Source organism: Rhizobium laguerreae (assembly GCF_019778565.1).
Classification (GTDB): Bacteria; Pseudomonadota; Alphaproteobacteria; order Rhizobiales; family Rhizobiaceae; genus Rhizobium; species Rhizobium laguerreae.
This window is the reverse complement of record NZ_JAAXQT010000002.1, coordinates 1-25,738: the sequence shown is the minus strand read 5'-3', so window position 1 is coordinate 25,738 and position 25,738 is coordinate 1. Positions and strand designations below refer to the sequence as shown.

Genomic DNA, 25,738 nt, shown 5'->3' with positions numbered 1-25,738 from the left:
CGGGTTGCCCGGTAAAGATGGCGGGCGAATTGACGATCAGTGAGAAGAAACACACTGTCGGGCGGCTGAAGAGCCGCCCGCAGTTTCTTGCCGTGCGCGAGGGCGAAAAACGCCGGGGCGGCTTCTTCCTTCTCGAAGTCCTCGACCGGAAGGAACCGGACAGCCAGGCACGCGTCGGTTTTACAGTCACCAAAAAACATGGCAACGCGGTCGAACGGAACCGCATGCGCCGCCGCCTAAAAGAGGCGGTGCGGCTTCATGCGGGGTTTGCAATGCAGCCCGGACACGACTATGTGGTTGTCGCGCGCAGGGACGTGCTTGACGCGTCCTTCCAGGAATTGGCCGCGGAACTGAAATCCCGCGTGGAAACCAGGCCGAAACACCGGCGCTCCGGAGACGGACGCCCCAGGAACGTATGATGGAAAACAACCGCAATTATTTCATTGCGATCGCTCTCTCGGTGCTGATCGTCCTCGGCTGGCAGTTTCTCTATATGAATCCGCGCATCGAGGCCCAGCGCAAGGCGCAGGAAGCCCAGAAGGCGCAGCAACAGACCGAGCAGGTGCAGCAGCCGGCAGCCGGCGGCGAGACGCCGGCCCAGCCGAGCGGTACGGCCCCTTCAGGCCAGGCAGCCGCGACAGCGACGCTCGAGCAGGCGCTGACAAAGACCCCGCGCGTCGCCATCGATACGCCGGCACTTTCCGGCTCTATCAACCTTGCCGGCGCCCGTCTCGACGATCTGAAGCTCAAGGGTTATCACGAGACCGTCGACGACTCGAGCCCGATCATCACGCTGTTCAGCCCGGCCGAGACCAAGGACGGCTATTTCACCGAACTCGGCTATATCGGCAGCGACGCGACAGGCGCCGTTCCGGGTGCCTCGACGCTCTGGACCGCGCCCGAGGGCGCCAAGCTCACCGAAAAGACGCCGGTGACGCTCTCCTACACCAATGACAAGGGCCTGACCTTCACCCGCACCATCTCCGTCGACGAACGCTACATGTTCACCGTCGCCGACAAGATCGAGAATACCGGCCAGGCGCCCGCATCGCTGTCTTCCTACGGCCGGGTGACGCGCTACAACAAGCCGACGACGCCCTCCGTCTACGTGCTGCATGAAGGCTTCATCGGCGTGATCGGCGACGGCCTGATCGAAACCAAATACAGCGCCGTCGAAGAGGAAGCCGTCACGCCGGCGAAATCCACCGGCGGCTGGCTTGGCATCACCGACAAATATTGGGCGGCGACGATCGTTCCACCGCAAAGTGCCGCCTATGAGGCGCGCTTCTCGCACTTTGCCGATGGCCAACCGCGCTATCAGGCCGATTACAAGGATGATGCCTTCACCGTTGCGCCGGGCCAATCGCTCGAGCTCAAGAACCTCGTCTTCGCCGGCGCCAAGGAAGTGCCTGTTATCGACGGTTACGAGGCCAGCTACTCGATCCCGAAGTTCGACCGGCTGATCGACTGGGGCTGGTTCTATTTCATCACCAAGCCGATGTTCAAGCTGATGGACTTCTTCTTCCGCTACTTCGGCAATTTCGGCGTGGCGATCCTGTGCACGACCATCGTCGTCAAGCTCCTGTTCTTCCCGCTCGCCAGCAAGCAGTACGCTTCGATGGCGAACATGAAGCGCATGCAGCCGAAGATGGAGGAGTTGAAGGCAAAATTCGGCGACGACCGCATGGGGCTGCAGCAGGCGATGATGCAGCTCTACAAGGAAGAGAAGATCAATCCGATCGCCGGCTGCTGGCCGGTGGCGCTGCAGATCCCGATCTTTTTCTCGCTCTACAAGGTGATCTACATCACCATCGAAATGCGGCATGCACCCTTCTTCGGCTGGATCAAGGACCTTTCGGCGCCGGATCCGACGACGATCGTCAATCTGTTCGGCCTGCTGCCTTTCGAGGGGCCGGCGCTGCTGCACCTCGGCGTCTGGCCGTTGATCATGGGCATCACCATGTTCGTGCAGATGCGCATGAACCCGACGCCGCCCGATCCGACACAGGCGATGATCTTCAACTGGATGCCGCTGGTGTTCATGTTCATGCTGGCAAGCTTCCCGGCCGGCCTGGTCATCTACTGGGCCTGGAATAACACGCTCTCGGTGGCGCAGCAGGGGCTGATCATGAAGCGCCACGGCGTCAAGGTCGAACTCTTCGACAATCTGAAGGGTCTGTTCCGACGAAAAGAAGTGCCGTCGAAATGACGCTTGCCAAGCCCCGCTCCGGCGGGGCTTTTCATTTCCGGGCGGCGGACGAAGGAAACAAGGCATGCCGCGCAGGCGCCCGTCAAAGCTTGACATCCGCCCACAAAACCACGAAGCCCGGTAAAAGACCGAACCCAGAGATTGCAGAACCCGCATGTCCGACATCGAAAAGCCGCTCTTCGGCCACCCATGGATCTTCATCCGCGGCGTGCCGTCCCTGAATTTCCTGCCGCCGGAAGGGCCGCTGGAAGTGGCTTTTGCCGGTCGCTCGAATGTCGGCAAGTCCTCGCTGATCAATGCGCTGGTCGGCCAGAAGGGCTTGGCGCGCACCTCGAACACGCCGGGACGCACGCAGGAACTGAACTATTTCGTTCCGGACGGTTATTCCGGCGAAGGCGGCGACCTGCCGCCGACTGCGATCGTCGACATGCCGGGCTATGGTTATGCGCAAGCACCGAAGGAGCAGGTCGACAAGTGGACCAAGCTCGTCTTCGATTATCTGCGCGGCCGCGCGACGCTGAAGCGCGTCTATGTGCTGATCGACAGCCGCCACGGCATCAAGAAGAACGACGACGACGTGCTTGATCTGCTCGACAAGGCCGCCGTGTCCTACCAGATCGTGCTGACCAAGACCGACAAGATCAAGGCGGCCGGTGTGCCGAAGCTCATTGCCGAAACGGCGGAAAAGATCCGCAAGCGCCCGGCCGCCTATCCGGGCGTGCTGTCCACCTCGTCCGAAAAGGGCGATGGGTTGGACGAACTGCGCCAGGCGATCGCCGAAACTGTGGGCATCGCCCGCTGGAAGTAGAGGCGTACGCGCCCCGGACGCGACGTCCAATTTGGTGCAAAGATCTCTGCGGCACCTCAAAGTTGAACGTGGCATCGACAGAAAACTAACAGTTGACGAAGCAAGCTTGATGAGCTAGATAGCGAGCATCGAATTTTGCTTGCTGGCTTGGTTATCGCGCGATTGGCACCGCGCCCTGAACGAACTTCCTTTCAAAAATCGCTATCATCATCCGCATCGCCTTGGCGTTGCGGTTCTTCAATATTGCTATGAAAGGGTTCATCATCATGACCACTGGCACAGTTAAATGGTTCAATTCCACCAAAGGCTTCGGCTTCATTCAGCCTGATAATGGCGGCGACGACGCCTTCGTTCACATCTCCGCTGTCGAGCGCGCCGGAATGCGCGAACTCGTCGAAGGCCAGAAGATCGGCTTCGACCTCGAGCGTGACAACAAGTCGGGCAAGATGTCCGCTTGCAATCTCCAGAACGCTTAAATCGGTATCTGCTTCCCTTTGACCACGGATGTACTGGCACTGCCGGAAGCACGTTATCAATCCAAGGCCAGGCGATTTGCCTGGCCTTTTTCGTTTTCGCTCGCGTGTCGAGCCCGCAGTATCGGACCCAAGATGACAGAGACATACAGCAAATCTCGCCAGCGGGCGGAGATAGCCTTCGGTAACGTCCAGACCCAGTTCTTCGCGAAGAACCAGGCGGCCGAAGAGCTCGAATCCGACGCCCAATCGCAACAGGCAAAGACGTTGCGGCTTCGGGAAGCCCGGCTTGCGCGGGAACATAGTAACCGGGTGTCGGCAACCTCTGCCCTCATTGCGAAACGCGCCCGAGCCCGCTGAGCAAGCCGATCGACAAGGCTCGATATTTAAAACGCGCCTGAAGTGACGGGCTTGCAGATCACGCGCTGCAGCATGGCCGGAGGCGTGCTGGAATTCACTCGCATTAAGGAAGCGTCAATGGCAGAGACTGCGAACGAAATTCAATCGATCAATACGGCATGGCAGATCGCCATTCAGGAAATCCTGCGCATGGTGATCAGAGACATGTATCACGGCGGCGGCGAAGCTTCGTTCAGGAGCCATATCAAGCGTATCGAAGAAGCGGCCGTCGATAGTATTCACACGGATCTGCGGCTACGCGGGACTGATGAATGGACGGAAGTCCTGGTCAAGGAAAGGGCAAGCAATTTCGTCACGACCCTGCTGACATCTTTTACGTATGACAGAGCTTAAAAATGTCGCGCACGACTATGCAGAAAACAAGGACCTAAAGCGCGAAGAGCTTTGGCTCAGAGTGGCTGTTCCGCGCCGTTTTGCAGCACTCCAGAAAGACGCCGACAGATAATCGGTGCGATCGCGGAGGCTGGTCAGCACCGATTGCGCTTGCCTCCGCCCGTTTTTTCAAGCAACCGTCAAATCTCGCCCGTGCAAGAAAAGTCGCCCCCTTGAGTGATCGTCGATGACTAACACCAAAGACCAGCCCCTTTCGCCCGAAGGTGTGGGCAACCTGCCTCACCTTGCCGAAGCCCTCGATGATAGCCGGTTTCGACACTTTCTCGATCATGTGCCATTCGCGGTGGCTGTCTCCGAACTCGCCGGCAACGAGCCGCTGATTTACGTCAACCTGGAATTCGAACGGCTGACGGCGCTTGAGGCAAAGCAGGTCCAGGGGAAGCCTTGGTCGGAAATCGAATTGAATTCAACGTCCATCTCCGGAGACGTGCCGCTCACAACCGCGGTGACCTCTGCGGAGGAGTATATCGGTGCCTTCTCGCTAGTGCTCGAACCCGAGAGCACCGTGATCATCGATGTCTGGTCGAATACCATCATCGACGATGACGACACGCCGCTTTTCCGACTGGTGGCCTTTGCCGCCCGCAACGAGGCGACCGGCGCGGAGAGCTTCAGCGCATTGCTGACGGAGAAGGATGTCCTTCTGCGGGAACTTCAGCATCGCGTGAAGAACAATCTTCAGATGATCACGGCGCTCATCCGAATGGAGGCGCGCAATGCTCAACAGAACGAGGAAAGCGAGAGATTTGCGCGGCTTGCCGGGCGGATTGAAGCCTTGGCCCTGCTCTATCGCTCGCTGTCGGACGAAGAGAAAAACGCCACGGTCGATCTTGGCACCTATGTCAGCCAGATTGCCGCCTCGGTGATGGCGGCCCATGCCGTGGAAGGGATCCGGCTGGACATGAAGGTCGATACCTGGCCGGTTTCGGTCGATGTCGCCATGCCGGCCGGCCTCGTCATCAACGAACTCCTCACCAATACGCTGAAGCATGCCTTCCTCGGACGCGATGGCGGCGAGATCACGCTCCGCTGTGTCGTCGGCGAAACCGGATGCAGGATCACCGTTGCTGACAATGGAGTCGGTCTTCCCCGGGATGTCACCTGGCCGCAGCCGGGAAAGCTGAGCGCGATGATCGTACAGTCGCTGAAACAGAATGCCCGCGCCGAGGTTGAAGTCAGCTCGTCCCCTGACGCCGGCATGAGTGTCTCCCTCGTCTTCCCGAGAGCCGAAGCGGCCCGATAGAGCGCCTATGTTTGGGGCGCCCCGAAGAGCGCCCCAATGCGTCTGCCGATATGAGCGGGCTTACATCTTCGGCAGCAGCACCTTGTCGACGACATGGATGACGCCGTTCGACTGTTTGACGTCGGCGATCGTCACATGGGAGACGCCGCCGTTTTCATCAGTCAGGGTGATCTTGCCCATGCTTTCCTTGGCTTTCAGCACGCAGCCGCCGACGGTCTTGATGTCGTGCTCGCCGCCGTCATCCTTGATCATCTTGGCAACGGTCTTGGCCATCGCATCGGCGGCAACGACGTGGCAGGTCAGAACCTTGGTGAGCGTCGCTTTGTTTTCCGGCTTCAGCAGCGTATCGACGGTGCCCTTCGGCAGGGCGGCGAAAGCTTCGTTGGTCGGCGCGAAGACGGTGAAGGGGCCTTTACCCTCGAGGGTGCCGACCAGGCCGGCTGCCTTGACGGCTGCGACCAACGTCGTGTGATCCTTGGAGTTCACGGCGTTCTCGATGATGTTCTTGCTATCAAACATCGCCGCACCGCCGACCGTCGGGTTTTTCGCGGCGGCGAAGGCGACGGCTGACATGGCGGTGGCAAGCGCGAAGCCGCGCAATACGGACTTGATCATGATTTTCTCCTCACCGGAAACCGTCCGCCGGCTTCATGCCTCAGCGTCGTCCGGACATTTTGAACTACGGAAGGCGGCGCCAAGAGTTTCAGAGAGGAGACATAATTTACGGCCGGCGCGATTATGGCCGGCGCAGGGGACCGCTTGCGATCACCGGACCGGTCGCCTGGCCGGTCGGCGAGCCGCCGAAGGGTTCGAGACTGACGGCAAGCGTTGCGCCATCGGCTATCATGCTGCGCAGTTCGGCGGGAATGACGAGTTCACCGCTTTTGCCCGGCTGGAAGACGCCGAGCGATCTCGTCATGCCGCTGCCCGGCACCAGCCAAAGTTCCAGCGATTTCTCCTCCGGCTTGCCGGCGGCGACCGGCACGATCTTCAGCCGGCCGCTCTGAAGCTCGTAGGAGGCAAGAAGATTGATGGTGCTGTTCTGGCCCGAAAGCGAGGCCACCAGTGGTGCAGGCCCCTGCGGCTCCGGCACCACGCCGGAGGCGAAGATGACGGCGCTGACGGCAACGACGATGCAGGCGAAGCTCAGCGAGCGCCAGAAAACGGCGGAATTCCAGAGCCCTTGCGAAAAGGAGGGGGGCTTTTGGCCATAGCCGAACAGTCGCGCCTCGATCTGCTTGAAGGTTTCCCGGTTCGGAGCAACACCTTCGTACTCGTCGTTGAAGGCGGAGAGGTTGGTTTCCCAGCGGCTGACGATTGCAGCGAAGGGGCGGTCGTGGCGCATGCGCTCTTCCACCACCCGGCGATCCTGCAACGACAGGACGCCAAGCACATATTCGCCGGCGAGAACCTCGTCGCGGGAGCGGTCTCCCTTGCTTTTGTCGGGCGATGTCATCGTTCCATGCACTCTCTCAGTTTCAAGAGGCTGCGCCTAAGCCAGGTCCGCATCGTGTTCAGCGGGACACCAAACTGATCGGCCAGTTCCTGATAGCTCAGCCCTTCGACATAAGCCCGTTTCACCGCGACCGCACGATCAGCTTCCAACTCTTCCATGCAGGTGTCAATCCGCCTTCCTTCATCCTTGGTCACCGTCTGCATTTCCGGGTCGGGTCCGGCATCGGCCAGATCGTAGACCGTGTCCAATTCGTCGGCGACGGGCTTGCGCGCTCGCAGCGCATCGATCGACCGGTTGCGGGCAATTGCGGCCAGCCATGCCGAGGACGAACCCGAGGAGACAGAGAAGCTGCGAGCGCGTTGCCAGATGCTGATATAGACTTCCTGCAGGGCTTCTTCGGCTTCCGTGCGATCCTTCAAGATACGCAGGCAGATCGAGAAAAGTTTCGGTCCGGTCTGATTGTAGAGTGCCACGAAAGCCCTGCGATCGCCGAGTGCGACGCGGCCGATCAAGTCTGCGATCTCATCGCCTTGCATGCCGTTCCTCATCTCAAGCTTGCGTGCGCCAGACGGTAACGACGTCCGGCTCCGCGACAGATACGAAAAACTATTGCCCTCTGGATTATTCCCTCCGTCAGAAACTTGCGATAAAAGGCCGCGAACAATTCTGCGGGGTTCCCATGAACGAAACCGAAAGCGAAATGCAGGCACGGCTTCTGGCCAAGGCACTGCCCTTCATGCAGCGTTACGAGAACAAGACGATTGTCGTGAAATATGGCGGCCACGCCATGGGCAATCCCGAGCTCGGCAAGGCCTTTGCCAGCGACATCGCGCTCTTGAAGCAATCGGGCGTCAATCCGATCGTCGTTCATGGCGGCGGCCCGCAGATCGGCGCCATGCTGAGCAAGATGGGCATCGAATCAAAATTCGAGGGCGGCCTTCGCGTCACCGACCAGAAAACGGTCGAGATCGTCGAGATGGTGCTCGCCGGCTCGATCAACAAGGAAATCGTCGCGCTGATCAACCAGACCGGCGAGTGGGCGATCGGCCTTTGCGGCAAGGACGGCAACATGGTCTTCGCCGAAAAGGCACGCAAGACCATCAAGGATCCGGATTCGAACATTGAGCGCGTGCTCGATCTCGGTTTCGTCGGCGAAGTGGTCGAGGTCGACCGGACGCTGCTTGATCTGCTTGCCCGCTCCGAAATGATCCCGGTCATCGCACCCGTGGCGCCTGGCCGCGACGGCGCCACCTATAATATCAACGCCGACACTTTCGCGGGCGCCATCGCCGGTGCGCTGAACGCCACCCGGCTGCTATTCCTGACCGATGTGGCCGGCGTGCTCGACAAGAACGGCCAGCTCATCAAGGAGCTTTCCGTCGCCGAAGCGCATGCGCTGATTGCCGATGGCACGATTTCCGGCGGCATGATCCCGAAGGTCGAGACCTGCATCGATGCGATCAAGGCCGGCGTGCAGGGTGTCGTCATCCTGAACGGCAAGACGGCCCATTCCGTCCTGCTCGAAATCTTCACCGAGCATGGTATCGGAACGCTGATCGTTCCCTGAACGAAGCTGCGCCCTTCACTTGCGAAGGGTGGATCTTCCGCACACCGGAACAGGGAATCGAGGACAGAAATGCGCCTGACAGACTGCTATAATTTTCACGATTTCCGGCGCATGGCCAAACGGCGTCTTCCCGGGCCGATATTCGACTATATAGACGGCGGCGCCGATGACGAGGTGACGTACCGGCGCAATACCGCGGCCTTTGAGGCCTGCGATCTGGTGCCTGACGTCTTGCGCGGTGTGGCCGATGTCGACATGTCAGTGACCGTCATGGGGCAGAAGCTGGCAATGCCGGTCTATTGCTCACCGACGGCGTTGCAGCGCCTTTTCCACCACCAGGGAGAGCGGGCGGTCGCGGCAGCGGCGGCAAAACACGGGACGATGTTCGGCGTCTCCTCGCTCGGCACGATCAGCCTGGAGGAAGCGAGACAGATCAGCAACGGGCCGCAGGTCTATCAGTTCTATTTCCACAAGGACCGCGGCCTCAACCGCGAGATGATGGCGCGAGCGAAAAATGCCGGCGTGCAGGCGATGATGCTGACGGTCGACAGCATCACCGGCGGCAACCGCGAGCGCGACAAGCGCACGGGCTTTGCCATTCCCTTCAAGCTCAATCTTGCCGGCATGACCCAGTTCGCGATCAAGCCTTCCTGGGCGATCGACTGGCTGACACACGAGCGCTTCCGGCTGCCGCAGCTCGAAAACCACGTCAAGATGGATGGCGGCGCGCTGTCGATCAGCCGATACTTCACCGAGATGCTGGACCCCTCGATGTCCTGGGACGACGTGGCGGAGATGGTGCGCGAATGGGGCGGACCATTCTGCCTTAAGGGCATCATGTCGGTGGAAGACGCCAAGCGCGCGGCCGAGATCGGCTGCAGCGGCATCGTGCTTTCCAATCATGGCGGGCGCCAGCTCGACGGCTCGCGCAGCGCCTTCGACCAGCTGGCCGAGATCGTCGACGCCGTGGGCGACCGGATCGACGTGATGATGGATGGCGGCGTGCAGCGCGGAACGCATGTTCTCAAAGCGCTGTCGCTGGGGGCGAAGGCCGTCGGGCTCGGGCGCTACTACCTCTTCCCGCTTGCCGCTGCCGGACAGCCCGGCGTCGAACGGGCGCTGGAGACAATGCGCACCGAAATCGAGCGCGGCATGAAGCTGATGGGCTGCACCTCGGTCAGCCAGCTGACGCGGCGAAATCTGCGCTTCCGTTCCTGAGCGGAACGGGATTTCATCGCGGGCCGCAGATTGTCGCAGCAGACCTGCGGCCCTCGGGCATTCGACGTCAGAGCAGGCTGTAAATCGCCGCCGCCTCCTGTTTCAGCTTTTCCATCATCGACCGGTAAGGCCCTGGCCCATAACTGACGCGGCCGACGCCGAGGCTGGCCAGCGTCTTCACATCCGGGGCGCCTGTCCGCATCATGATGTTGACCGGCAACGGCGATGCCGCGCAGATCTTCTCGATCAAGGCGGGATCGATCAAGCCGGGAACGAAGAAGCCGCTGCCGCCGGCGGCCGCATAGGCTTTGCCGCGCTCGATCGCCTCGTCCACCAGACCGGCATGTTTGGAAAGATCGCTCTCGGCCAGGAAGAGATCGGTGCGAGCGTTGATGAAGAAGGGGACGCCCTTACCTTCCGCCATGGCGCGAATGGCGCGGATGCGGGCCGCCTGCCTCTCGGCCGGATAAAGCCCGCCGCCGCCGACCACCTGATCTTCGAAATTAATGCCGACGGCGCCGGCCTCCACGAGCTTGGCAACGTTGGCCGCCGCACCGTCAGGCTCGGCCGAATAGGCGCCTTCGAAATCGACCGAAAGCGGCAGGTCGACGGCAGCGGTGATGGACTTCGCCGTTTCGACCAGCACCGACATCGGCAACTCCTCGCCGTCGGCATAACCATGCGCAGCGGCGACCGACCAGCTTCCTGTGGCAAGCGCCTTGGCGCCGGCATCGGCGACCGCCTTCGCCGTGCCGGCATCCCAGATATTGTAAAGAACAACCGGGTCGCCCTTGCGGTGCAATGCTCCGAATGCCTTGGCCTTTTCAGTCTGGCTCATGCCGTCTCCTCCATGTTAGGTGCTTGTGCTCTGAACTTCTCTTCATGCCGCAGCAGCCATTGCTTGCGCCAGAGCCCCCCGCCATAACCGGTCAACGAACCATCCGCGCCGAGGATGCGATGGCAAGGCACGATGATGGCAAGCTGGTTGGCGCCGTTGGCGCGACCGACGGCACGCACGACCTCCGGCCTTTCCATTTTCCTTGCGAGATCGCCATAGGCGCGCGTCTGGCCGACAGGAATCTCCATGAGCTTTGCCCAGACATGTTTTTCGAAGGGCGTGCCGCCGAGCGCCAACGGCGTCTTGAAGACGGTGAGCCGCCCTTTGAAATAATCCCCGATCTCCGCCTCGATCTGGTCGATCGCCGGGGTGCGGCCGATCGCGACCGAGGAGCGGATGCGCTTCTGCAGCGCCTCGAGCTCGGTCGGCAGCGCCTTACGATCGTGGAATTCGAGAAGATGCAGATGCGTCTTGTCGGCAACGGCCACCATTGGACCGAGTGGGGTGTCGAACCAGTCGGCAAAGAGCAGTTCGCGGTTCTGCGACAGCGCCGGCGCCTTGCCGACCAGCCGCTGGAAAGCCGCCCGGAAACCGCTTGGGGAGTTATATCCCGCATCGAGCTGCGCATCGATGACGCGCGCGCCGTCGGCCAGTTGCCGGGCCGCCTCTCCCAGCCGGCGATATCGCACTATATCGTGGAAGGTCATGCCGAGCCCGCGTTTGAAGGCGCGGCGCACGGTCGAGGGATCATGGCCGCGGCGCACAAGCTCATCCTCGGTCCAGCGCAACTGCGGCTCGCGGTCCAATGCGGCAAGCAGTTCGTCGACGATAGGTTCCCTGCCCGGCTGCTCCAGCGGTCTGCAGCGCTGGCACGGGCGGAAGCCGGAATGCATGCAGGCGGCGATCGTGTCGAAGAAGAGCGTATTTTCCCGCTTCGGCTTGCGCGCCGGGCAGGTCAGACGGCAGAAGATGCCTGTCGTCTTGACGCAGACATAGGCCTGCCCCTCATAATCGGCACTGCGGGCGATCAGGGCATCATAAAGCGTATCATCATCGGGGCGTTCGAAAAGCATGACCGCTTTCTAGCATTCCGTGCCTGCGCCGTCCGCCGAAAATCGGGCGTCTATTCCTTCTTGCCGATTTCCTTGGCGGATCAGCCGTGCCATAAGACCGCCATGAACAAGATCGATCGCACGCCTGATAGAGCCGATTTCCAGCACATCACCGACTGGGTCTTCGACCTCGACAACACGCTCTATCCGCATTATGTCAATCTCTTCGCGCAGATCGACAAGAACATGACCGCCTATGTCGCGGCACTCCTGCAGATGGAACGGGAAGAGGCGCGCAAGCTGCAGAAGCAATATTACCTCGAGCATGGCACGACGCTGCAGGGCCTGATGATCCATCACGGCATCGACCCGAACGATTTCCTCGAAAAGGCGCATGCGATCGATTACACGGCGCTGACGCCGCAGGCGGAACTCGGCGAGGCGATCAAGGCGCTGCCGGGGCGCAAGTTCATCTTCACCAATGGCAGCGTCAAGCATGCCGAAATGACGGCGGAGGCGCTCGGCATCCTCGAGCATTTCGACGACATTTTCGATATCGTCGCTGCCGACTACGTGCCGAAGCCGGCGCAGGCGACCTACGACAAATTCACGGCGCTGAAGCGGGTCGAAACCACCAAGGCGGCTATGTTCGAGGATCTGCCGCGCAACCTGACGGTGCCGAAGGCGCTCGGCATGCAGACCGTACTGCTGGTGCCGCGCAATCTGGAAGAGACGGTCGTCGAATGGTGGGAAAAGACCAGCGGCGATGAGGATCACATCGATTTCGTCACCGACGACCTCGCTGCTTTTCTCGGCAAGATTACCGGCTAAAGCATTACCAAGTTTTCACTCAGCTTACCGATGTTTAACTGGGTCTTCCGGGGCTGCGGTCATATCTTCTTTCGTGAAGGGACACCTTACGAAAGGCAAACACGATGTACCGCAACAAGCTGATACTGGCAGCGCTTTCCTCCACCCTCATCTTCGGCGCAGCCGCCGGGGCAGGCTTTGCCGCGCCGGGCGACGGACCGCGCCAGCATGCCGGCATGGGCCGGCCCGGTCCGGGCGCCGCTGCCTTCCGCGAAATCACCTATGTCCGCATGCTCAAGCAATTCGACACGAACAAGGACGGACAGATCTCCAAGGACGAGGCGACCGCAGGCATCGACAAGATGTTCGCTGCGATCGACACCAACAAGGACGGTTCGCTGACACCGGGTGAAATCCGTACGTACCGGCAAACGCAGATGCAGGCGATGAGAGATCAGCGCAAGCAGGAGGCCGGCGAAAACAAGGATGCGAACGCCGCACCCACGGCACCTGAAACCGCCGACAACAATGACCAGGGACGGCCGCCGCGCAACGGCCACGACGGTCGTGATGGACATCGCTGGATGCGCCATGGCGGCAACTTCATGCGCGCCTCGCTGATGATGCAACGGATCGATACCGACCAGAACGGCCAGATTTCCAAACAGGAAGCCACAGCCGCCTTCGACAAGCTGTTTACCCGGATGGACCGCAACAAGGACGGCGTCATCTCGATCGACGACATGCCGGACCGACCGCTTCTGTAAGGCCGCACGAACCGTCCTCCCGCTCCCTTCCCGCTCCGATGGGAAGGAGCGGGAGGAATTGTGAATGCGTGTCGTTCGGCCGAAGGGCCCGCTTGAGCCCCTACTCGCGGTGTTCGTAGAAATCCTGCACGATCTTCCATGCCGCTTCAGCCGTATCGACGAAGCTGATCAGCTTGACATCGTCGGGCGCGATCGTGCCGAATTCGGCCAATGCCTCGAAATTAATGATCCTCCGCCAGAACGTCTCTCCGAAGAGGATCAGCGGCAGGCGCTCCATGCGGCCGGTCTGGATCAGCGTCAGGCATTCGAAGAATTCGTCGAGCGTGCCGAAGCCGCCCGGAAAGACCGCGATCGCCTTGGCGCGCACCATGAAATGCATCTTGCGGATGGCGAAATAGTGGAAGTTGAAGCTGAGCTCCGGCGTCACATAGGCGTTCGGCGCCTGCTCGTGCGGCAGCACGATGTTGAGGCCGATCGACGGCGCACCCTCGTCGGCCGCGCCGCGATTGCCCGCCTCCATCACACCGGGGCCGCCGCCGGTGACGATGACATATTCGTGGAAATTCAAGGTGGCCGAATATTTCGAGCAGAGCCGGGCGAATTTGCGCGCCTCGTCATAATAGACCGACGCCGCCTCCAGGTTGATGCGCTGGATATCGTTGCGGGCTGCCCAGGCGCTCTGGCCGGGAGCGGGAATGCGGGCGCCGCCGAACATGACGACGGTCGACTTGATGCCGCGTTCGGTCAGCATCATCTCCGTCTTCAACAGCTCCAGCTGCAGGCGGATCGGCCGCAATTCCTCGCGGCAGAGGAAATCCTCGTCGACATAGGCAAGGCGATAGGCAGGCGACATCGTCTGCGGCGTCTTCGGCACGGCTTCGGCGCGCTGCCTGTCGGTCGAGCTGCTCTTCAGCGGGTCCCATACGCCATCCTTGCGCCGCGAACCGCCGTTTCGTCCCTTCGCCATGTCGAAATGCCTTTCAGTATTGCCGGCTACGAAGCCGGATATGTCGCTATAACGCTTTGAATCCAGATATGATCTTGTCGGAAAAATCATTCCGTTCTACGGGTTCATGCTGTAGAGCAGGATACATCCCCGCCAACCGCATTCCGGAGACCCCGCCGTCTCCACGATAAAGATCGAAGTTTAAGGAATTCTCATGAGCCCCACCGACCTCGCATCCCTCGAAAAGATCATCGAAGCCGCCTTCGACAATCGCGACAATGTGAACCAGTCGACGAAAGGCGAGATTCGCGATGCGGTCGAAGCAGCGCTCGATCTGCTCGATGCCGGCAAGGCCCGTGTCGCCGAACGTAGCTCAGACGGTGCCTGGACGGTCAATCAGTGGCTGAAGAAGGCCGTGCTGCTGTCCTTCCGCCTCAACGACATGGACGTGGTGAAGGGCGGCTCGGGCAACTCGACCTGGTGGGACAAGGTTCCTTCGAAGTTCGAAAACTGGGGTGAGAACCAGTTCCGCGCCGCCGGCTTCCGCGCCGTGCCGAACTGCGTCGTGCGCCGCTCGGCTTACATCGCCCCGAACGCGATCCTGATGCCTTCCTTCGTCAATCTCGGCGCCTATGTCGGCGAAGGCACGATGGTCGATACCTGGGCAACGGTCGGCTCCTGCGCGCAGATCGGCAAACATGTGCATCTCTCCGGCGGCGTCGGCATTGGCGGCGTGTTGGAGCCGATGCAGGCGGGCCCGACGATCATCGAGGACAATTGCTTCATCGGCGCCCGTTCCGAGGTGGTCGAAGGCTGCATCATCCGCGAAGGCTCGGTGCTCGGCATGGGGGTCTTTATCGGCAAGTCGACCAAGATCGTTGACCGCGCCACCGGCGAGGTGACCTACGGCGAAGTGCCGCCCTATTCCGTCGTCGTCGCCGGCTCGATGCCGTCGGGCAATGCGACGATGGGCAACGGCCAGCCGGCGCCGCATCTTTACTGCGCCGTCATCGTCAAGCGCGTCGATGAAAAGACCCGCTCGAAGACCGGCATCAACGAGCTGCTCAGAGATTGATGACACCGGGACGTTGATCCGGTAAACAGACGGCGTCTTTTTACGCACCTGCATAATTCCTTAAATCGAGATCTATTTAAGGATAAAATTATGCAGCAATTCAAAGTGCTACAGCGTCCTTTGCGCGTCTTAAAAGACGCGCGGCGCTGTAGGCAACCCCGCCTTGCCATGTCTTTGCCATTCCCGCCGGATAGTTCGACCGCCATGACCGCTACCGACCCCGTCGCCAATCTCCAGACGCTGATTCGCTGCCCGTCCGTGACGCCCGCCGAAGGCGGCGCGCTGTCGGCGCTGGAGGCGATGCTTGCGCCGCTCGGCTTTTCGGTCGACAGGGTGAAGGCGAGCGAAGAGGGAACGCCCGACATCGAAAACCTCTATGCCCGCCTCGGCACGGACGGCCCGCATCTGATGTTTGCCGGCCATACCGATGTCGTGCCGGTCGGCGACGAAGGCGCCTGGACGCATCCGCCCTTTGAGGCCCAGATTTCGAAGGGCGAGCTTTTTGGCCGCGGCGCCGTCGACATGAAGGGCGGCATCGCCTGTTTCGTCGCCGCCGTCGCCCGCCATATCGAGAAAAGCGGGCCACCCAAGGGCTCGATCTCCTTTCTTATCACCGGCGACGAGGAAGGCCCGGCGATCAACGGCACGATCAAGCTGCTGCAATGGGCGGCCGAGCGCGGCGAGCGCTGGGATGCCTGCCTTGTCGGCGAGCCGACCAATCCTGACAGGTTGGGCGACATGATCAAGATCGGCCGGCGCGGCTCGCTGTCGGGTAAAATCACCGTTCACGGCGTGCAGGGCCATGCCGCCTATCCGCATCTTGCCGACAATCCGGTGCGCGGCATGCTGCAGCTGACGCAGGCGCTGATGGACCCGCCGTTTGACGGCGGCACCGACGATTTCCAGCCGTCGAACCTCGAAGTGACCACGGTTGACGTCGGCAATCCGGCGACCAACGTCATTCCGGCCAAAGCATCGGCAAGCTTCAACATCCGCTTCAACGACAGCTGGACCGTCGAAACGCTGCGTGCCGAAATCCTGCGCCGTCTGGAAGCCGCCGCAGGCAACGGCGCGTTGCGGCCGGGCCGCGAACCGGTGGCCTACGATATCACCTGGGCCGACCGGCCGAGCCATGTCTTCCTGACGCGCAACAATGCGCTGATCGCCTCGCTGTCATCGGCCGTCGAAAGCGTTGCCGGCCAGTCGCCTAAATTGTCGACCACCGGCGGCACATCGGATGCGCGCTTCATCAAGGATTATTGCCCCGTCGTCGAGTTCGGCCTCGTCGGCCAGACGATGCACATGGTCGACGAGCGGGTCGCTGTCGCCGATCTGGAGACGCTGACGGCGATCTACGAAACCTTCATCGCCCGCTGGTTCGCCAATGCCGGGCTTTAGGGAAGTTCAATATTATCTGGCCGGCCTCTGGCTGCTGATCCGGCTGGATCCGCGCGGCTTCCGCTACCTCGACATGTCGGAGCGCGGCGTCAACCGCTCGTTCTGGGCGATGCTCTGGTGCCTGCCGCCGATGGGTATTTCCTGGCTCTGGTGGCGACAGGCCTTCCTGCGATCGATGCCGCCGAAAGCCGATGTCGATTTTGCCTTCTATATCAGGCTCGGCCTCGTCGAGGTCGCCAACTGGTTCGTGCCGCTGATCTTTGCCGGGTTTCTGCTGCTTGCCTTCCGCATGGGCGAGCGTTTCGCGCCCGTCGTCGTCAGCATCAACTGGCTCGGCGTGCCGCTTTCCTATATCAACGGGCTGCTGCTGGCGCTGGTGTTCTTCCTGCCGGGATCCGTCGGCCTCGTCTCGCTGCTGCTGCTCGCCTTCATGCTGGCGCAGGTCTTCGTGCTGGCGCGCATTCTCCGGATGATCTGCCATGGTCATGCGCTCATGACCGGGGCGCTGACACTGGTGCTGCTCGTGCCATCGATGATCCTTTCGGAATATCTGCAGCACTTCCTCGGCATCTATCCCGTCTGAGCAGGTTTACGAGGGATCGTCAGCATTCCCGTCATTGGCATCGGTATCGGCGACCAGTCTTCGGCGATCGGGGATGACGTCGGGATAGTCCACCTGCATGAAATAGAGCCCGTCCGGCGGCGCCACGGGGCCGCAGGCCTTGCGGTCGCGCGCTTCAAGCGCGGCCTCAACATCATCAGGCGTCCATTTGCCTTCGCCGGCGAACTTCAGCGTGCCGGCGAAGGAACGGATCTGGTTGTGAAGAAAACTCTGCGCCGTGGCGCGGATCTCGATCAGCTCGCCATTGCGCGTCACATCCAGCCGGTCGAGCGTGCGCACCGGGCTGTTTGCCTGGCAGTGGGCGGCGCGGAAGGTGGAAAAATCGTGCCGGCCGACCAGCCTCTGGGCAGCGGCATGCATGACCTCGTGATCGAGCACCTTCGGCACCCACCAGGCCTTGCCGGCTTCGAGCGCCAGCGGCGCCCGGCGGCTGACGATGCGATAGAGGTAATGGCGCCGCAGTGCCGAAAAACGGGCATCGAAGAATTCGGCAGCCGCCTCGACGTCGAGAATGGAGACGCGCTCGCCGGCAAGCCTCAGATGCGCGTTCAAGGCATTCTGCAGCTGGTAGGGCGACCACTCCTTCGAAAGATCGGCATGGATCACCTGCCCCATGGCGTGGACGCCGGAATCGGTGCGTCCGGCGCCGCGGACCGACACCGTCTCGCCGGTCAGCGACAGCAGCGCGGCCTCGATCGCACCCTGCACCGAGGGACCGTTCTCCTGCCGCTGCCAGCCGACATAGGGGCCGCCGTCATATTCGACGGTCATGCGGAAACGCGGCATCAGGAAAGCCTCGTGCCCGCCGCAAGCGGCGTGCCCCTGAGGAAATCGGCCGCCGCCAGCGGCTTGCCGCCGGCCTTCTGCAGCCTGGTGAGCCGCACCGCACCCGAGCCGCAAGCGACCATGAGATCATCCGTCAGCAATTGCCCGGCAGCACCCTGCCCTTCAGCCAGTTCGGACGCCAGCACCTTCACCCGCTCCGGCTTGCCGCCGATTTCGAGCGCGAACCAGGCGCCCGGAAACGGCGCCAGGCCACGGATGTGATTGTGCACGTCGCTGACATCCCTGGAAAAATCGATGCGCGTCTCAGCCTTGTCGATCTTGGCGGCATATAGCACGCCCTCTTCCGGCTGCGGCGTCAGCGGCAGGTCGTTCATTTCGAGTTTCACCATGGCCTCCGCCATCGCCTTGGCGCCGACCAACATCAGCCGGTCGTGCAACTCGCCGGCCGTCATGTTCGGGCCGATCTCGACTTCGCGGGTCAGTGCCACGGCGCCGGTATCCAGACCTTTGTCCATCTTCATCACCATCATGCCGGTCTTTGCGTCGCCGGCCATGATCGCCCGCTGGATGGGTGCCGCACCCCGCCAGCGCGGCAGCAGCGAGGCATGGCCGTTGTAGCAGCCATCCCTTGTGCCGTTCAAAATCGCCTCTGGCAGCAGCAATCCGTAAGCAACGACGACGCCGACATCGGCCTTCAGGCCTCGAAACCTCTCACGTTCCTCGGGATCCTTGAAATTGACCGGGGTGAAGACCGGGAGGCCCAGCAGTTCGGCCGCCTGATGCACCGGCGATTTCTGCAGATCGAGGCCGCGCCGCCCGCCCGGCCGTGGCGGCTGCGTATAGACCGCAACGATCCTGTGACCGGCATCGACGAGCAGGCGCAGGGTCGGAACCGAGAACTCCGGGGTTCCCATGAAGATGATGCGAAGAGACATTTTATCTCGCCAATTGAGGATCAACCGTCTTCAAACGGGTTTACGAGCTTGAGATCAAGCCCCTCGAAATCTCGGGTATTGCGGGTCGCAAGCGTTGCGCCGTTTGCAAGGCAGATGGCGGCTATCATGGCATCCTGGACCGAAATCGGCCGCCCCATATTTTCGCGTTTCGCCCGCAAGCGACCGGTTGCCATTGCCGTTTCCAAATCCCAGCCGACGATACGATCGCGAAACTGGCCTTTCACCAAATTCTCGATCGCGCGAAAGAAGCGGTCCGATCCTGTCTTCAAGAAAGCCCTTTCAGCTCCGTAAATCTGCTCCATCAAGCCGACCGTGCAAAGCCAGATTCTCGAGCCATCCTGCTGCAATATCCAGGCCTTCACCTTTTCACTCGGCAATGGCCTGGCGAACTCGGAAATCACATTCGTATCGAGAACGATCATTCGAAATCCTCGAACGGCCGACCGAAATCCTTTTTCCGCGCGGCCTCGATTTCGTCCATGATTGCAGCAAATTCATCGTCGACTGCGTTTTCGCTGACGAAAGCGGCGCGTATTGCGTCATACGCCGACAAAGTCTCGGGCTTTGTTTCGGTTTTTCTTTTCAGCGCTTCCCGCAAAAGCTCCTTGGCCTCGTCCGAAAGGCTGTTTCCGCTCCGCTGCGCCGATTGCGCAATGTCTCGCTTCAATGCTTCGGAAATGTTTCTGATCAGAAAATCACCCATTCGGCACCTCCACTATGATATCAGTGATATCATAGTTTCTCGCCGATGAATTTTCAACGCAGCGTCAGAGCGCCTTGGACTTCGCCGCCTTGGTGAACTTCTTGATCACCATCTCCCGCTTCAGCCGCGAGATGTAATCGATGAAGAGCACGCCGTTCAGGTGGTCGATCTCGTGCTGCAGGCAGGTGGCGAGCAGGCCGTCGGCTTCCACCGTCTGTTCCTTGCCGTTCCGGTCGAGATACTTGACCGAGACGGTGGCCGGGCGCTCGACCTCGGCATAATAATCCGGAATCGAAAGGCAGCCTTCCTCATAGACGGAGCGCTCGTCGGAGGATGTGAGGATCTCCGGATTGATGAAGACCTGCGGCTGCTTTTCTTCGCCCTCGCGCGAGATATCGATGACGAGCATGCGGCGCGGCACGCCGATCTGGATCGCGGCAAGGCCAATGCCCGGCGCGTCGTACATGGTTTCCAGCATATCGTCGGCAAGACGCTGCAGGTCGGAATCCACCCGCTCGATCGGCTTGGACAGCTGGCGGAGAACGGGATCGGGAAGAATGATGAGTGGCTTGATGGTCATGGCGTTCCCATAACCCATCTTTTCCGACTATGGAATTATCCGGTAGGCGGGGAATACGCTTTTTTGCATCCCCGTCTGGAATTTTGCCATATTGGCCTCAGGCAGCCCGTCGAGCAGCACCGGCGGAGCGGCCCTCCGGTCGGGCGCGGAAACGCCGCAGCAGCTCGATCAGCGTCTCCACCTCGTCCTTGAGCCGGCGGGTTTCCGCCGAGGATTGCTCGACCATGTCCGAATTCTGCTGGGTGATCGCACCCATGTTGCGGACTTCTCCCCAAGGGAGGAAGAGCGGTCGCTTGCGAGGATATTGAGGCCCCCCCCCCCATTCCGTTCACGTTTTGATCTATATATCGCCATTTCTTCTGTTATGCTCGCGGCATGACCATCCATTCCGAATCGCTCGCCCTTGCCCTTGCCTCGATCAGCCCGGCCATGCTGGCGCTTGTCGGCGGCGTTCTCGCCGCCCTCGCCCTGCTGGTAATCGTGCTTCTGCTGCGCGGCGCCAGCCTTCGCCGCGAGCAGGCGGAGGAAGCGAACTTTCGTGCTCAGGAAAACGAGACGCGGATGGCCGAGCTTTTGAAGATCCAGGCAGAGATGCAGGGCCGGATCGCGGCGATGACCGAAGTCTTCGGCGCGCGGCAGAGCGAACTCAACCAGACGATCAGCCAACGTCTCGACGGCATGTCGCAGCGTGTCAGCTCGACGATCACCGAGCAGACCAAATCGACGCATGAGAACCTGCAGCGGCTGCAGGAGCGGCTGGCGGTCATCGATGCCGCGCAGAACAATATCCAGACGCTCGCCAAGGATGTCGTCGGGCTGCAGGCCATTCTGTCCAACAAGCAGACGCGCGGCGCCTTCGGCCAGTCCAGGATGGAAACGATCGTCGCCGACGGTCTGCCGATGGGCGCCTACGCCTTCCAGCAGACGCTGTCCAACGGTTCGCGGCCTGACTGCACGATCCGCATGCCGAACGGTGCGCCGCCGCTGGTGATCGACGCAAAATTTCCGCTCGAAGCCTGGAACGCGATCCGCGATGCCGGCAGCCCCGAGGCCGGCAAGATCGCCGGCCAGCAGTTCCGCCGCGACATGGAGGTCCATATAAGGGACATTTCCGAGAAATATCTGATCCAGGGCGAAACCCAGGATACGGCCTTTCTCTTCGTGCCGTCCGAATCGATCTTCGCCGAGATCCACGAGAATTTCGAGCCGGTGGTGCAGAAGGCGCACCGCGCGCGTATCGTCATCGTCTCGCCGTCGCTGCTGATGCTGTCGATCCAGGTCATCCAGGCCGTGCTCAAGGATCAGCGCATGCGGGCGCAGGCGCATCTGATCCAGGGCGAGGTGGCGATCCTGATGGACGATCTCAGCCGCCTCGATGAGCGGGTGCGCAAGCTGCAGGGCCATTTCGCCATGGCGCAGAAGGACATCGACATGGTGGTTACCTCGGCCGACAAGCTGACCAAACGCGGCGCCAGGATCGAAGCGCTGGAATTCGAAGCGAGTGGCGGCGAGGCCAAGCCCGCCCGCGACAGCGAAGCCGCGGCCAAATCGGTGGAGAGCCGCACCGGCCTTCTGAAACTCCGGGTGGTTGACGAGGACTGACCGCTTCGGGCAGTGTCGCGCCCGCATGAAACAGTAGGAGCATGATGTCCTCCGAAAACCGCTCAGACTTTTCGGCATCATGCTCTAGAAGACGGGACACATTCATGATCACAGTTTTCGGGTCCATCAACATGGATCTCATCGCCACGACCGAGCGCCTGCCGAAGCCCGGTGAGACGGTGGCCGGCAACGGCTTTGCCACAGCCGCCGGCGGCAAAGGCGCCAACCAGGCGCTGGCAGCGCGCCGCGCCGGACGCTACGTGCATATGGACGGCGCCGTCGGCAAGGATGCCTTTGCTGCGGAGGCGCTGGCCCTGCTCGATGATGCAGGCACCGATCTTTCTCTCGTCAACCATGTCGACGGTCCCACCGGCACGGCGCTGATCCTTGTCGGCGGCGACGGCGAAAACATGATTGCCGTCATTCCCGGCGCCAATGGCCAGGTCACGCCTGCCGACGCCGAGACGGCAATCGGCCGCATGAACGAAGGCGATATCCTGATGCTGCAGCTCGAAGTGCCGGCTGCTGCCGTCGAACGCGCGCTGTCGGCCGCCCGCGCCAAGGGCGTCACCAGCATTCTCAACCTCGCGCCGCTGATCCCCGATGCCCCGCGTCTCGGCCGGCTCGCCGATATCGTCATCGCCAACGAGACCGAGTTCGAGCGGCTTGCCGGACAGGAAGGCATGGACGCGCAAGCGCGCGAGGCAGCCCTTGCGCGCCTGCATGCGGAGACCGGCCAGACGCTGATCGTGACGCTTGGCGCCGATGGGGTCATCGCCATCCGCGACGGGGCGATTTCACGAGCGCAGGGTCTCAAGATCGAACCTGTCGATACGGTCGGCGCGGGAGACACGTTCTGCGGCTATTTCGCCGCCAGCCTCGACGATGGCCTCGATTTTGTCTCGGCGCTGCGCCGCGCGGCAGTCGCCGGTTCGCTCGCCTGCCTCAAGGCCGGAGCGCAACCTTCGATCCCCTTGAGCGAGGAAGTCGCAGACAGGATATGAAATCTTGAAGGGATGGACGGCGACAGACGCCGATGTGCTGTTTCGCATAGTGATGGGACCCTGGAGACTGTGGCCCGATGGGTCAACGCGGTGGGTTTGCCCAACAAGTTCCGCTCAGCCTCTCACAATGCAAAGGCGCCTGGGAGATCAGGCGCCTTTTTGCATTCGAGAATGCGATGCGTTATCGCGCGACGCGCGTCAGGCAGCGTTCGACGTCTGCTCTTCGTTGAGGAAGGCGTAGATCGCCGAGGCGGAATCGGTGGCGCGCAACTTGGCGACCAGATCGTGATCGCGCAGCACGCGGGCGATACGCGACAGAGCCTTGAGATGATCAGCGCCCGCGCCCTCCGGCGCAAGCAGCAGGAACACGAGATCGACCGGCTGGTCATCCAGCGCCTCGAAATCGACCGGCTGCTCCAGCCGGGCGAAGATGCCGACGATCGAATGGATGTTTCCCAGCTTGCCGTGGGGAATGGCGATGCCGTTGCCGACTCCAGTCGAGCCCAGGCGTTCGCGCTGCAGGATGACGTCGAAGATCTCCCGTTCGGAGAGCCCGGTGATCCTGGAGGCTCTTGCAGCCAATTCCTGAAGCAACTGTTTCTTGGAATTTACTCTGAGGGCGGGAATGATCGCATCCTGATGGAGCAAATCTGCCAATGCCATTTCTTTTTCCTTCTGTCGCCGGGATCAAATGCAAGGAGCGGCGGCAATACCGCCGCTCACCACCCTGATCTCAGCCTTTGATACTGGCTGAATCGATCCAGCCAATATTTCCGTCGTGCCGACGGTAAACGATGTTCAGATGTTCCTTGCCGGGGCTGCGGAACAGGAGAAGCGGCTCGTCGGTCATGTCGAGCGCCATCACTGCGGTGGCGACCGACATGGTCTTCAGCTGCTTCGTGCTTTCTGCGACGATCGCCGGAGCGAAATCGTCAGCGATTTCATCATCGTGATCAGGAACGGAATCCATAACCGTGTAGGAGACCTCTGCAAAACCATTCAGATGGTTTCCGGCGTGATGGTCCTTCAGCTTGCGCTTGTATCGCCGCAGCCGTTTTTCGATCCGCTGGGAGGCGGCATCGAAAGCCAATTGCGGGTCGGTCGCCTCGCCGGCCGCATGCAGCACCACCCCGCTGTCGAGATGCAGCTTGCAATCCGCCGAGTAACGAGAACTCGCCTTTTCCACGGTCACCTGGCCGGAATATCCCCCGTCGAAGTATTTCGTGATGGCCATACCAATTTGGTCCTCGATCTTTTGACGGAAAGATTCACCAATTTCCATATGTTTCCCGGATACACGCACACTCATGGAGTTTCCCTTCTTATGGTCGTTTGCGGGTATCAGTTTACGCCAAGCCTCAGGTTCATCCAAGCACTTCGCACAATCTCAAGCAAGATCGGCTTAGGCCTGCGGGTCCTTGGTGCCCTTCTGATGCTGGGGATAACTCCAGACGCCGTTCACGGCATCGATTGCGGCGGGCTTCTAGCCAGAGCGTGCCGAAAAGTCAATAGGGCGCCGAATCACCAACAGTGGCACTCGGTCAACGTGTGGCGGATGCCTTGTCGGGCAAGGCATACCGCCGACCGCCAGTCCATCCACTTTACGCGTTTCGCGCCTGCGTTGCGCCCCTTCTGGCGGGGATCGTCATGGCGGCGACACCTGATATGACGCAGATGAGTCCGATCCAGGCCGTCGGACTCAGCCTTTCGCCGAGGAAGACGATGCCGATCGCAACACCGATCGGCACTCTGAGATAGGCTTGCGCGGTGGTTCCGACCGAACTCAGCGTCTGGACGAGACGGAAATAGATCACAAAGGCAAGCGCCGTCGAAAAGGCGGAGAGGGCCAGCAGTGCCAGCATCGATGCCGCCGAAGGATCGAGTTCCCACGGCCGATCGATGATAAGACTCATCGGCAAGAGAACGACCGCGCCTGAGATCAACGAGCCGGCCGCCGGCACGGCGGGATCAAGCCCCTTGAAGTTCTTGCTGAAAATCGCGGCACCTGCATAACAGATAGTCGCCAGGATGATGGCAAGCTGCGCCATCAGGTTTTCACCGAGACCACTGAGCGCTTCGATGCCGATGACGAGGCAGATGCCGGCAAGCCCGGCCATGACGCCGAAAAGCCTTCGCAGCGTCACCTGCTCATGGCCGGTGATCAGCACGGCCAGGAGGAAGGTGAAGATCGGCGTTGCCGAATTCAGGATCACCGCCAATCCGGCATCGACGGACTGTTCCGCCCAGGCGATCAGCGTGAAGGGGACGACGCTGTTCAGACAGGCCTGAACGAAAAACCGCCGCCAGGTGGCACGATCACGCGGCAGACGGACACGCCGGTGGCGCAGGACGGCCAGCAGAATGCCGCCGGCAATCAGCGTGCGGGCGGCGATCAACGTGATCGGCGGGATCGTCTCGACACCGATCTTGATGAAGCTATAGGAGGAACCCCAAAGGGTCGCCAGCACCAGCAGCAGGAAAAGCTCCCTGGCCAGGTTGGAATTTTGCGGTGTTATGGTTGGCATTTCGATGTTCGTTGAAGACAATTGAAAGGGTTGCAGCGCCATTGCACGTCTGAAAAGACGAAGGGTGCCGGAGAGGAATAGCGGGATTTGCAGGCCGGATGCTTCGATCGAGGTCGAAGCATTGCCGCGTCAGAAGCCGGCGACCTTGGCGAGCGCCCGTTTCTCGCGGCGGCGCTGGACCGAAGAGGCGATGTTCATTGCCTCCCGGTATTTCGCTACGGTGCGGCGGGCGAGATCGACGCCGCCCTTCTTCAGCATGTCGACGATATCGTCGTCGGAAAGCACCG

At 61.2% G+C, this 25,738-nt stretch carries 31 protein-coding genes and 1 pseudogene; 16 read left to right on the top strand and 16 right to left on the bottom strand.

All coding sequences use genetic code 11. From position 1 onward, the window contains the following. Nucleotides 1-17: 17 nt before the first annotated feature. The 7 genes from rnpA (at nucleotide 18) to HFO71_RS06985 (ending at nucleotide 5,546) form a co-directional block, all read left to right on the top strand. Nucleotides 18-419 carry a ribonuclease P protein component gene (rnpA, locus tag HFO71_RS07015; RefSeq protein WP_020048241.1) on the top strand — a complete coding sequence of 134 codons (402 nt, stop codon included), beginning with the start codon at nucleotides 18-20 and terminating at the stop codon, nucleotides 417-419. Then, complete coding sequence (yidC, locus tag HFO71_RS07010; RefSeq protein ID WP_077977398.1) at nucleotides 419-2,209, top strand: membrane protein insertase YidC; 1,791 nt, start codon at nucleotides 419-421, stop codon at nucleotides 2,207-2,209. The genes rnpA and yidC overlap by 1 nt, the downstream gene beginning before the upstream one ends. A 154-nt stretch (nucleotides 2,210-2,363) precedes the next feature. Further along, complete coding sequence (yihA, locus tag HFO71_RS07005; protein WP_020048239.1) at nucleotides 2,364-3,017, top strand: ribosome biogenesis GTP-binding protein YihA/YsxC; 654 nt, start codon at nucleotides 2,364-2,366, stop codon at nucleotides 3,015-3,017. A gap of 266 nt (nucleotides 3,018-3,283) precedes the next feature. After that, on the top strand, nucleotides 3,284-3,493 hold the full coding sequence (locus tag HFO71_RS07000) for a cold-shock protein (protein WP_017958759.1): 210 nt from the start codon (nucleotides 3,284-3,286) through the stop codon (nucleotides 3,491-3,493). A 132-nt stretch (nucleotides 3,494-3,625) separates the two neighbouring features. Next, nucleotides 3,626-3,850 (top strand): hypothetical protein, encoded by a 225-nt coding sequence (locus tag HFO71_RS06995; protein ID WP_027666179.1) that lies wholly within the window; start codon nucleotides 3,626-3,628, stop codon nucleotides 3,848-3,850. A gap of 117 nt (nucleotides 3,851-3,967) precedes the next feature. Continuing rightward, nucleotides 3,968-4,243 carry a hypothetical protein gene (locus HFO71_RS06990; protein WP_025392943.1) on the top strand — a complete coding sequence of 92 codons (276 nt, stop codon included), beginning with the start codon at nucleotides 3,968-3,970 and terminating at the stop codon, nucleotides 4,241-4,243. A 226-nt stretch (nucleotides 4,244-4,469) separates the two neighbouring features. Then, on the top strand, nucleotides 4,470-5,546 hold the full coding sequence (locus HFO71_RS06985; RefSeq protein ID WP_077977397.1) for a sensor histidine kinase: 1,077 nt from the start codon (nucleotides 4,470-4,472) through the stop codon (nucleotides 5,544-5,546). Nucleotides 5,547-5,606: 60 nt separating this feature from the next. On the opposite strand, the gene HFO71_RS06980 is transcribed toward HFO71_RS06985, so the two are convergent. The 3 genes from HFO71_RS06980 to HFO71_RS06970 form a co-directional block, all read right to left on the bottom strand. Next, nucleotides 5,607-6,161: a fasciclin domain-containing protein gene (locus HFO71_RS06980; protein ID WP_011650236.1), complete on the bottom strand. Its 555-nt coding sequence runs from the start codon at nucleotides 6,159-6,161 to the stop codon at nucleotides 5,607-5,609. Nucleotides 6,162-6,282: 121 nt separating this feature from the next. Continuing rightward, nucleotides 6,283-7,002 (bottom strand): anti-sigma factor, encoded by a 720-nt coding sequence (locus HFO71_RS06975; RefSeq protein WP_221987725.1) that lies wholly within the window; start codon nucleotides 7,000-7,002, stop codon nucleotides 6,283-6,285. Continuing rightward, nucleotides 6,999-7,538 (bottom strand): sigma-70 family RNA polymerase sigma factor, encoded by a 540-nt coding sequence (locus HFO71_RS06970; RefSeq protein WP_025392940.1) that lies wholly within the window; start codon nucleotides 7,536-7,538, stop codon nucleotides 6,999-7,001. The genes HFO71_RS06975 and HFO71_RS06970 overlap by 4 nt, the downstream gene beginning before the upstream one ends. A gap of 143 nt (nucleotides 7,539-7,681) precedes the next feature. On the opposite strand from HFO71_RS06970, the gene argB reads away from it, so the two are divergent. Beyond that, the gene (gene argB / locus HFO71_RS06965) at nucleotides 7,682-8,569 is read left to right on the top strand and encodes an acetylglutamate kinase (protein WP_221949524.1); all 888 of its coding nucleotides are present in this window, start codon (nucleotides 7,682-7,684) and stop codon (nucleotides 8,567-8,569) included. 69 nt (nucleotides 8,570-8,638) lie between these two features. Next, a complete protein-coding gene (locus HFO71_RS06960; protein ID WP_028740514.1) occupies nucleotides 8,639-9,787 on the top strand; it encodes an alpha-hydroxy acid oxidase in 1,149 nt (382 codons plus the stop codon). 67 nt (nucleotides 9,788-9,854) lie between these two features. On the opposite strand, the gene HFO71_RS06955 is transcribed toward HFO71_RS06960, so the two are convergent. Continuing rightward, a complete protein-coding gene (locus HFO71_RS06955) occupies nucleotides 9,855-10,625 on the bottom strand; it encodes an isocitrate lyase/PEP mutase family protein (protein WP_221987723.1) in 771 nt (256 codons plus the stop codon). Then, nucleotides 10,622-11,698 carry a bifunctional transcriptional activator/DNA repair enzyme AdaA gene (locus HFO71_RS06950; RefSeq protein WP_221987721.1) on the bottom strand — a complete coding sequence of 359 codons (1,077 nt, stop codon included), beginning with the start codon at nucleotides 11,696-11,698 and terminating at the stop codon, nucleotides 10,622-10,624. The genes HFO71_RS06955 and HFO71_RS06950 overlap by 4 nt, the downstream gene beginning before the upstream one ends. A gap of 102 nt (nucleotides 11,699-11,800) precedes the next feature. Here HFO71_RS06950 and HFO71_RS06945 point away from each other — a divergent pair, with 102 nt between their 5' ends. Together HFO71_RS06945 and HFO71_RS06940 are read left to right on the top strand one after the other, a co-directional pair. Continuing rightward, nucleotides 11,801-12,508: a pyrimidine 5'-nucleotidase gene (locus tag HFO71_RS06945; protein ID WP_221987719.1), complete on the top strand. Its 708-nt coding sequence runs from the start codon at nucleotides 11,801-11,803 to the stop codon at nucleotides 12,506-12,508. A gap of 104 nt (nucleotides 12,509-12,612) precedes the next feature. After that, on the top strand, nucleotides 12,613-13,254 hold the full coding sequence (locus tag HFO71_RS06940; protein ID WP_131661837.1) for an EF-hand domain-containing protein: 642 nt from the start codon (nucleotides 12,613-12,615) through the stop codon (nucleotides 13,252-13,254). Nucleotides 13,255-13,354: 100 nt separating this feature from the next. On the opposite strand, the gene HFO71_RS06935 is transcribed toward HFO71_RS06940, so the two are convergent. Beyond that, nucleotides 13,355-14,221: an LOG family protein gene (locus HFO71_RS06935; protein ID WP_077977714.1), complete on the bottom strand. Its 867-nt coding sequence runs from the start codon at nucleotides 14,219-14,221 to the stop codon at nucleotides 13,355-13,357. A 193-nt stretch (nucleotides 14,222-14,414) separates the two neighbouring features. On the opposite strand from HFO71_RS06935, the gene dapD reads away from it, so the two are divergent. The 3 genes from dapD to HFO71_RS06920 all read left to right on the top strand — a co-directional run bounded on the left by dapD (nucleotide 14,415) and on the right by HFO71_RS06920 (nucleotide 17,256). Then, nucleotides 14,415-15,275, top strand: coding sequence for a 2,3,4,5-tetrahydropyridine-2,6-dicarboxylate N-succinyltransferase (dapD, locus tag HFO71_RS06930; RefSeq protein WP_221987717.1), 861 nt, complete (start codon nucleotides 14,415-14,417; stop codon nucleotides 15,273-15,275). A gap of 204 nt (nucleotides 15,276-15,479) precedes the next feature. Beyond that, entirely contained in the window at nucleotides 15,480-16,673 is a 1,194-nt protein-coding gene (gene dapE, locus HFO71_RS06925) for a succinyl-diaminopimelate desuccinylase (RefSeq protein WP_168337620.1), read from the top strand. Beyond that, the gene (locus HFO71_RS06920; RefSeq protein ID WP_131661834.1) at nucleotides 16,660-17,256 is read left to right on the top strand and encodes a hypothetical protein; all 597 of its coding nucleotides are present in this window, start codon (nucleotides 16,660-16,662) and stop codon (nucleotides 17,254-17,256) included. The genes dapE and HFO71_RS06920 overlap by 14 nt, the downstream gene beginning before the upstream one ends. Before the next feature lie 6 nt (nucleotides 17,257-17,262). Here HFO71_RS06920 and truA read toward each other — a convergent pair whose 3' ends face one another. From truA to HFO71_RS06890, 6 genes and pseudogenes are all read right to left on the bottom strand, one after another. Next, a complete protein-coding gene (gene truA, locus HFO71_RS06915) occupies nucleotides 17,263-18,081 on the bottom strand; it encodes a tRNA pseudouridine(38-40) synthase TruA (RefSeq protein ID WP_221987715.1) in 819 nt (272 codons plus the stop codon). Then, nucleotides 18,081-19,016: a methionyl-tRNA formyltransferase gene (fmt, locus tag HFO71_RS06910; RefSeq protein WP_168256938.1), complete on the bottom strand. Its 936-nt coding sequence runs from the start codon at nucleotides 19,014-19,016 to the stop codon at nucleotides 18,081-18,083. The genes truA and fmt overlap by 1 nt, the downstream gene beginning before the upstream one ends. Before the next feature lie 20 nt (nucleotides 19,017-19,036). Then, nucleotides 19,037-19,459: a type II toxin-antitoxin system VapC family toxin gene (locus HFO71_RS06905; RefSeq protein ID WP_027666161.1), complete on the bottom strand. Its 423-nt coding sequence runs from the start codon at nucleotides 19,457-19,459 to the stop codon at nucleotides 19,037-19,039. Continuing rightward, nucleotides 19,456-19,740, bottom strand: a complete 285-nt coding sequence (locus HFO71_RS06900) for a FitA-like ribbon-helix-helix domain-containing protein (RefSeq protein ID WP_077977386.1) — start codon at nucleotides 19,738-19,740, stop codon at nucleotides 19,456-19,458. The genes HFO71_RS06905 and HFO71_RS06900 overlap by 4 nt, the downstream gene beginning before the upstream one ends. Before the next feature lie 64 nt (nucleotides 19,741-19,804). Continuing rightward, nucleotides 19,805-20,320: a peptide deformylase gene (gene def / locus HFO71_RS06895; protein WP_072640856.1), complete on the bottom strand. Its 516-nt coding sequence runs from the start codon at nucleotides 20,318-20,320 to the stop codon at nucleotides 19,805-19,807. Nucleotides 20,321-20,417: 97 nt separating this feature from the next. After that, nucleotides 20,418-20,585 (bottom strand): annotated as a pseudogene (locus HFO71_RS06890) (globin-coupled sensor protein); the annotation flags it as partial. A 110-nt stretch (nucleotides 20,586-20,695) separates the two neighbouring features. Here HFO71_RS06890 and HFO71_RS06885 point away from each other — a divergent pair. Together HFO71_RS06885 and HFO71_RS06880 are read left to right on the top strand one after the other, a co-directional pair. Further along, complete coding sequence (locus HFO71_RS06885; protein ID WP_168337618.1) at nucleotides 20,696-21,922, top strand: DNA recombination protein RmuC; 1,227 nt, start codon at nucleotides 20,696-20,698, stop codon at nucleotides 21,920-21,922. Between the two features lie 104 nt (nucleotides 21,923-22,026). Next, complete coding sequence (locus tag HFO71_RS06880) at nucleotides 22,027-22,926, top strand: ribokinase (RefSeq protein WP_168337617.1); 900 nt, start codon at nucleotides 22,027-22,029, stop codon at nucleotides 22,924-22,926. A gap of 198 nt (nucleotides 22,927-23,124) precedes the next feature. Here HFO71_RS06880 and ptsN read toward each other — a convergent pair whose 3' ends face one another. From ptsN to HFO71_RS06860, 4 genes are all read right to left on the bottom strand, one after another. Beyond that, nucleotides 23,125-23,589 (bottom strand): PTS IIA-like nitrogen regulatory protein PtsN, encoded by a 465-nt coding sequence (gene ptsN, locus HFO71_RS06875; RefSeq protein ID WP_017995882.1) that lies wholly within the window; start codon nucleotides 23,587-23,589, stop codon nucleotides 23,125-23,127. A 70-nt stretch (nucleotides 23,590-23,659) separates the two neighbouring features. Then, entirely contained in the window at nucleotides 23,660-24,235 is a 576-nt protein-coding gene (hpf, locus tag HFO71_RS06870) for a ribosome hibernation-promoting factor, HPF/YfiA family (RefSeq protein WP_017958734.1), read from the bottom strand. Between the two features lie 292 nt (nucleotides 24,236-24,527). Further along, a complete protein-coding gene (locus HFO71_RS06865; protein WP_221956152.1) occupies nucleotides 24,528-25,451 on the bottom strand; it encodes a DMT family transporter in 924 nt (307 codons plus the stop codon). Between the two features lie 129 nt (nucleotides 25,452-25,580). Then, nucleotides 25,581-25,738: RNA polymerase factor sigma-54 (locus HFO71_RS06860; RefSeq protein ID WP_221978157.1), on the bottom strand; the 158-nt coding region annotated here is incomplete at its 5' end.

Coding starts and splice junctions, on each gene's coding strand:
- dapD (WP_221987717.1), top strand. CDS start 14,415: ATGAGCCCCACCGACCTCGCATCCCTCGAAAAGATCATCGAAGCCGCC.
- HFO71_RS06950 (WP_221987721.1), bottom strand. CDS start 11,698: ATGCTTTTCGAACGCCCCGATGATGATACGCTTTATGATGCCCTGATC.
- truA (WP_221987715.1), bottom strand. CDS start 18,081: ATGCCGCGTTTCCGCATGACCGTCGAATATGACGGCGGCCCCTATGTC.
- HFO71_RS06945 (WP_221987719.1), top strand. CDS start 11,801: ATGAACAAGATCGATCGCACGCCTGATAGAGCCGATTTCCAGCACATC.
- HFO71_RS06980 (WP_011650236.1), bottom strand. CDS start 6,161: ATGATCAAGTCCGTATTGCGCGGCTTCGCGCTTGCCACCGCCATGTCA.
- HFO71_RS06880 (WP_168337617.1), top strand. CDS start 22,027: ATGATCACAGTTTTCGGGTCCATCAACATGGATCTCATCGCCACGACC.
- argB (WP_221949524.1), top strand. CDS start 7,682: ATGAACGAAACCGAAAGCGAAATGCAGGCACGGCTTCTGGCCAAGGCA.
- yihA (WP_020048239.1), top strand. CDS start 2,364: ATGTCCGACATCGAAAAGCCGCTCTTCGGCCACCCATGGATCTTCATC.
- HFO71_RS06885 (WP_168337618.1), top strand. CDS start 20,696: ATGACCATCCATTCCGAATCGCTCGCCCTTGCCCTTGCCTCGATCAGC.
- yidC (WP_077977398.1), top strand. CDS start 419: ATGGAAAACAACCGCAATTATTTCATTGCGATCGCTCTCTCGGTGCTG.
- ptsN (WP_017995882.1), bottom strand. CDS start 23,589: ATGGCATTGGCAGATTTGCTCCATCAGGATGCGATCATTCCCGCCCTC.
- HFO71_RS06995 (WP_027666179.1), top strand. CDS start 3,626: ATGACAGAGACATACAGCAAATCTCGCCAGCGGGCGGAGATAGCCTTC.
- HFO71_RS06985 (WP_077977397.1), top strand. CDS start 4,470: ATGACTAACACCAAAGACCAGCCCCTTTCGCCCGAAGGTGTGGGCAAC.
- fmt (WP_168256938.1), bottom strand. CDS start 19,016: ATGTCTCTTCGCATCATCTTCATGGGAACCCCGGAGTTCTCGGTTCCG.
- HFO71_RS06905 (WP_027666161.1), bottom strand. CDS start 19,459: ATGATCGTTCTCGATACGAATGTGATTTCCGAGTTCGCCAGGCCATTG.
- HFO71_RS06865 (WP_221956152.1), bottom strand. CDS start 25,451: ATGCCAACCATAACACCGCAAAATTCCAACCTGGCCAGGGAGCTTTTC.
- HFO71_RS06935 (WP_077977714.1), bottom strand. CDS start 14,221: ATGGCGAAGGGACGAAACGGCGGTTCGCGGCGCAAGGATGGCGTATGG.
- dapE (WP_168337620.1), top strand. CDS start 15,480: ATGACCGCTACCGACCCCGTCGCCAATCTCCAGACGCTGATTCGCTGC.
- HFO71_RS06960 (WP_028740514.1), top strand. CDS start 8,639: ATGCGCCTGACAGACTGCTATAATTTTCACGATTTCCGGCGCATGGCC.
- HFO71_RS06940 (WP_131661837.1), top strand. CDS start 12,613: ATGTACCGCAACAAGCTGATACTGGCAGCGCTTTCCTCCACCCTCATC.
- HFO71_RS06975 (WP_221987725.1), bottom strand. CDS start 7,002: ATGACATCGCCCGACAAAAGCAAGGGAGACCGCTCCCGCGACGAGGTT.
- hpf (WP_017958734.1), bottom strand. CDS start 24,235: ATGAGTGTGCGTGTATCCGGGAAACATATGGAAATTGGTGAATCTTTC.
- HFO71_RS06955 (WP_221987723.1), bottom strand. CDS start 10,625: ATGAGCCAGACTGAAAAGGCCAAGGCATTCGGAGCATTGCACCGCAAG.
- HFO71_RS06900 (WP_077977386.1), bottom strand. CDS start 19,740: ATGGGTGATTTTCTGATCAGAAACATTTCCGAAGCATTGAAGCGAGAC.
- rnpA (WP_020048241.1), top strand. CDS start 18: ATGGCGGGCGAATTGACGATCAGTGAGAAGAAACACACTGTCGGGCGG.
- HFO71_RS07000 (WP_017958759.1), top strand. CDS start 3,284: ATGACCACTGGCACAGTTAAATGGTTCAATTCCACCAAAGGCTTCGGC.
- HFO71_RS06920 (WP_131661834.1), top strand. CDS start 16,660: ATGCCGGGCTTTAGGGAAGTTCAATATTATCTGGCCGGCCTCTGGCTG.
- def (WP_072640856.1), bottom strand. CDS start 20,320: ATGACCATCAAGCCACTCATCATTCTTCCCGATCCCGTTCTCCGCCAG.
- HFO71_RS06970 (WP_025392940.1), bottom strand. CDS start 7,538: ATGCAAGGCGATGAGATCGCAGACTTGATCGGCCGCGTCGCACTCGGC.
- HFO71_RS06990 (WP_025392943.1), top strand. CDS start 3,968: ATGGCAGAGACTGCGAACGAAATTCAATCGATCAATACGGCATGGCAG.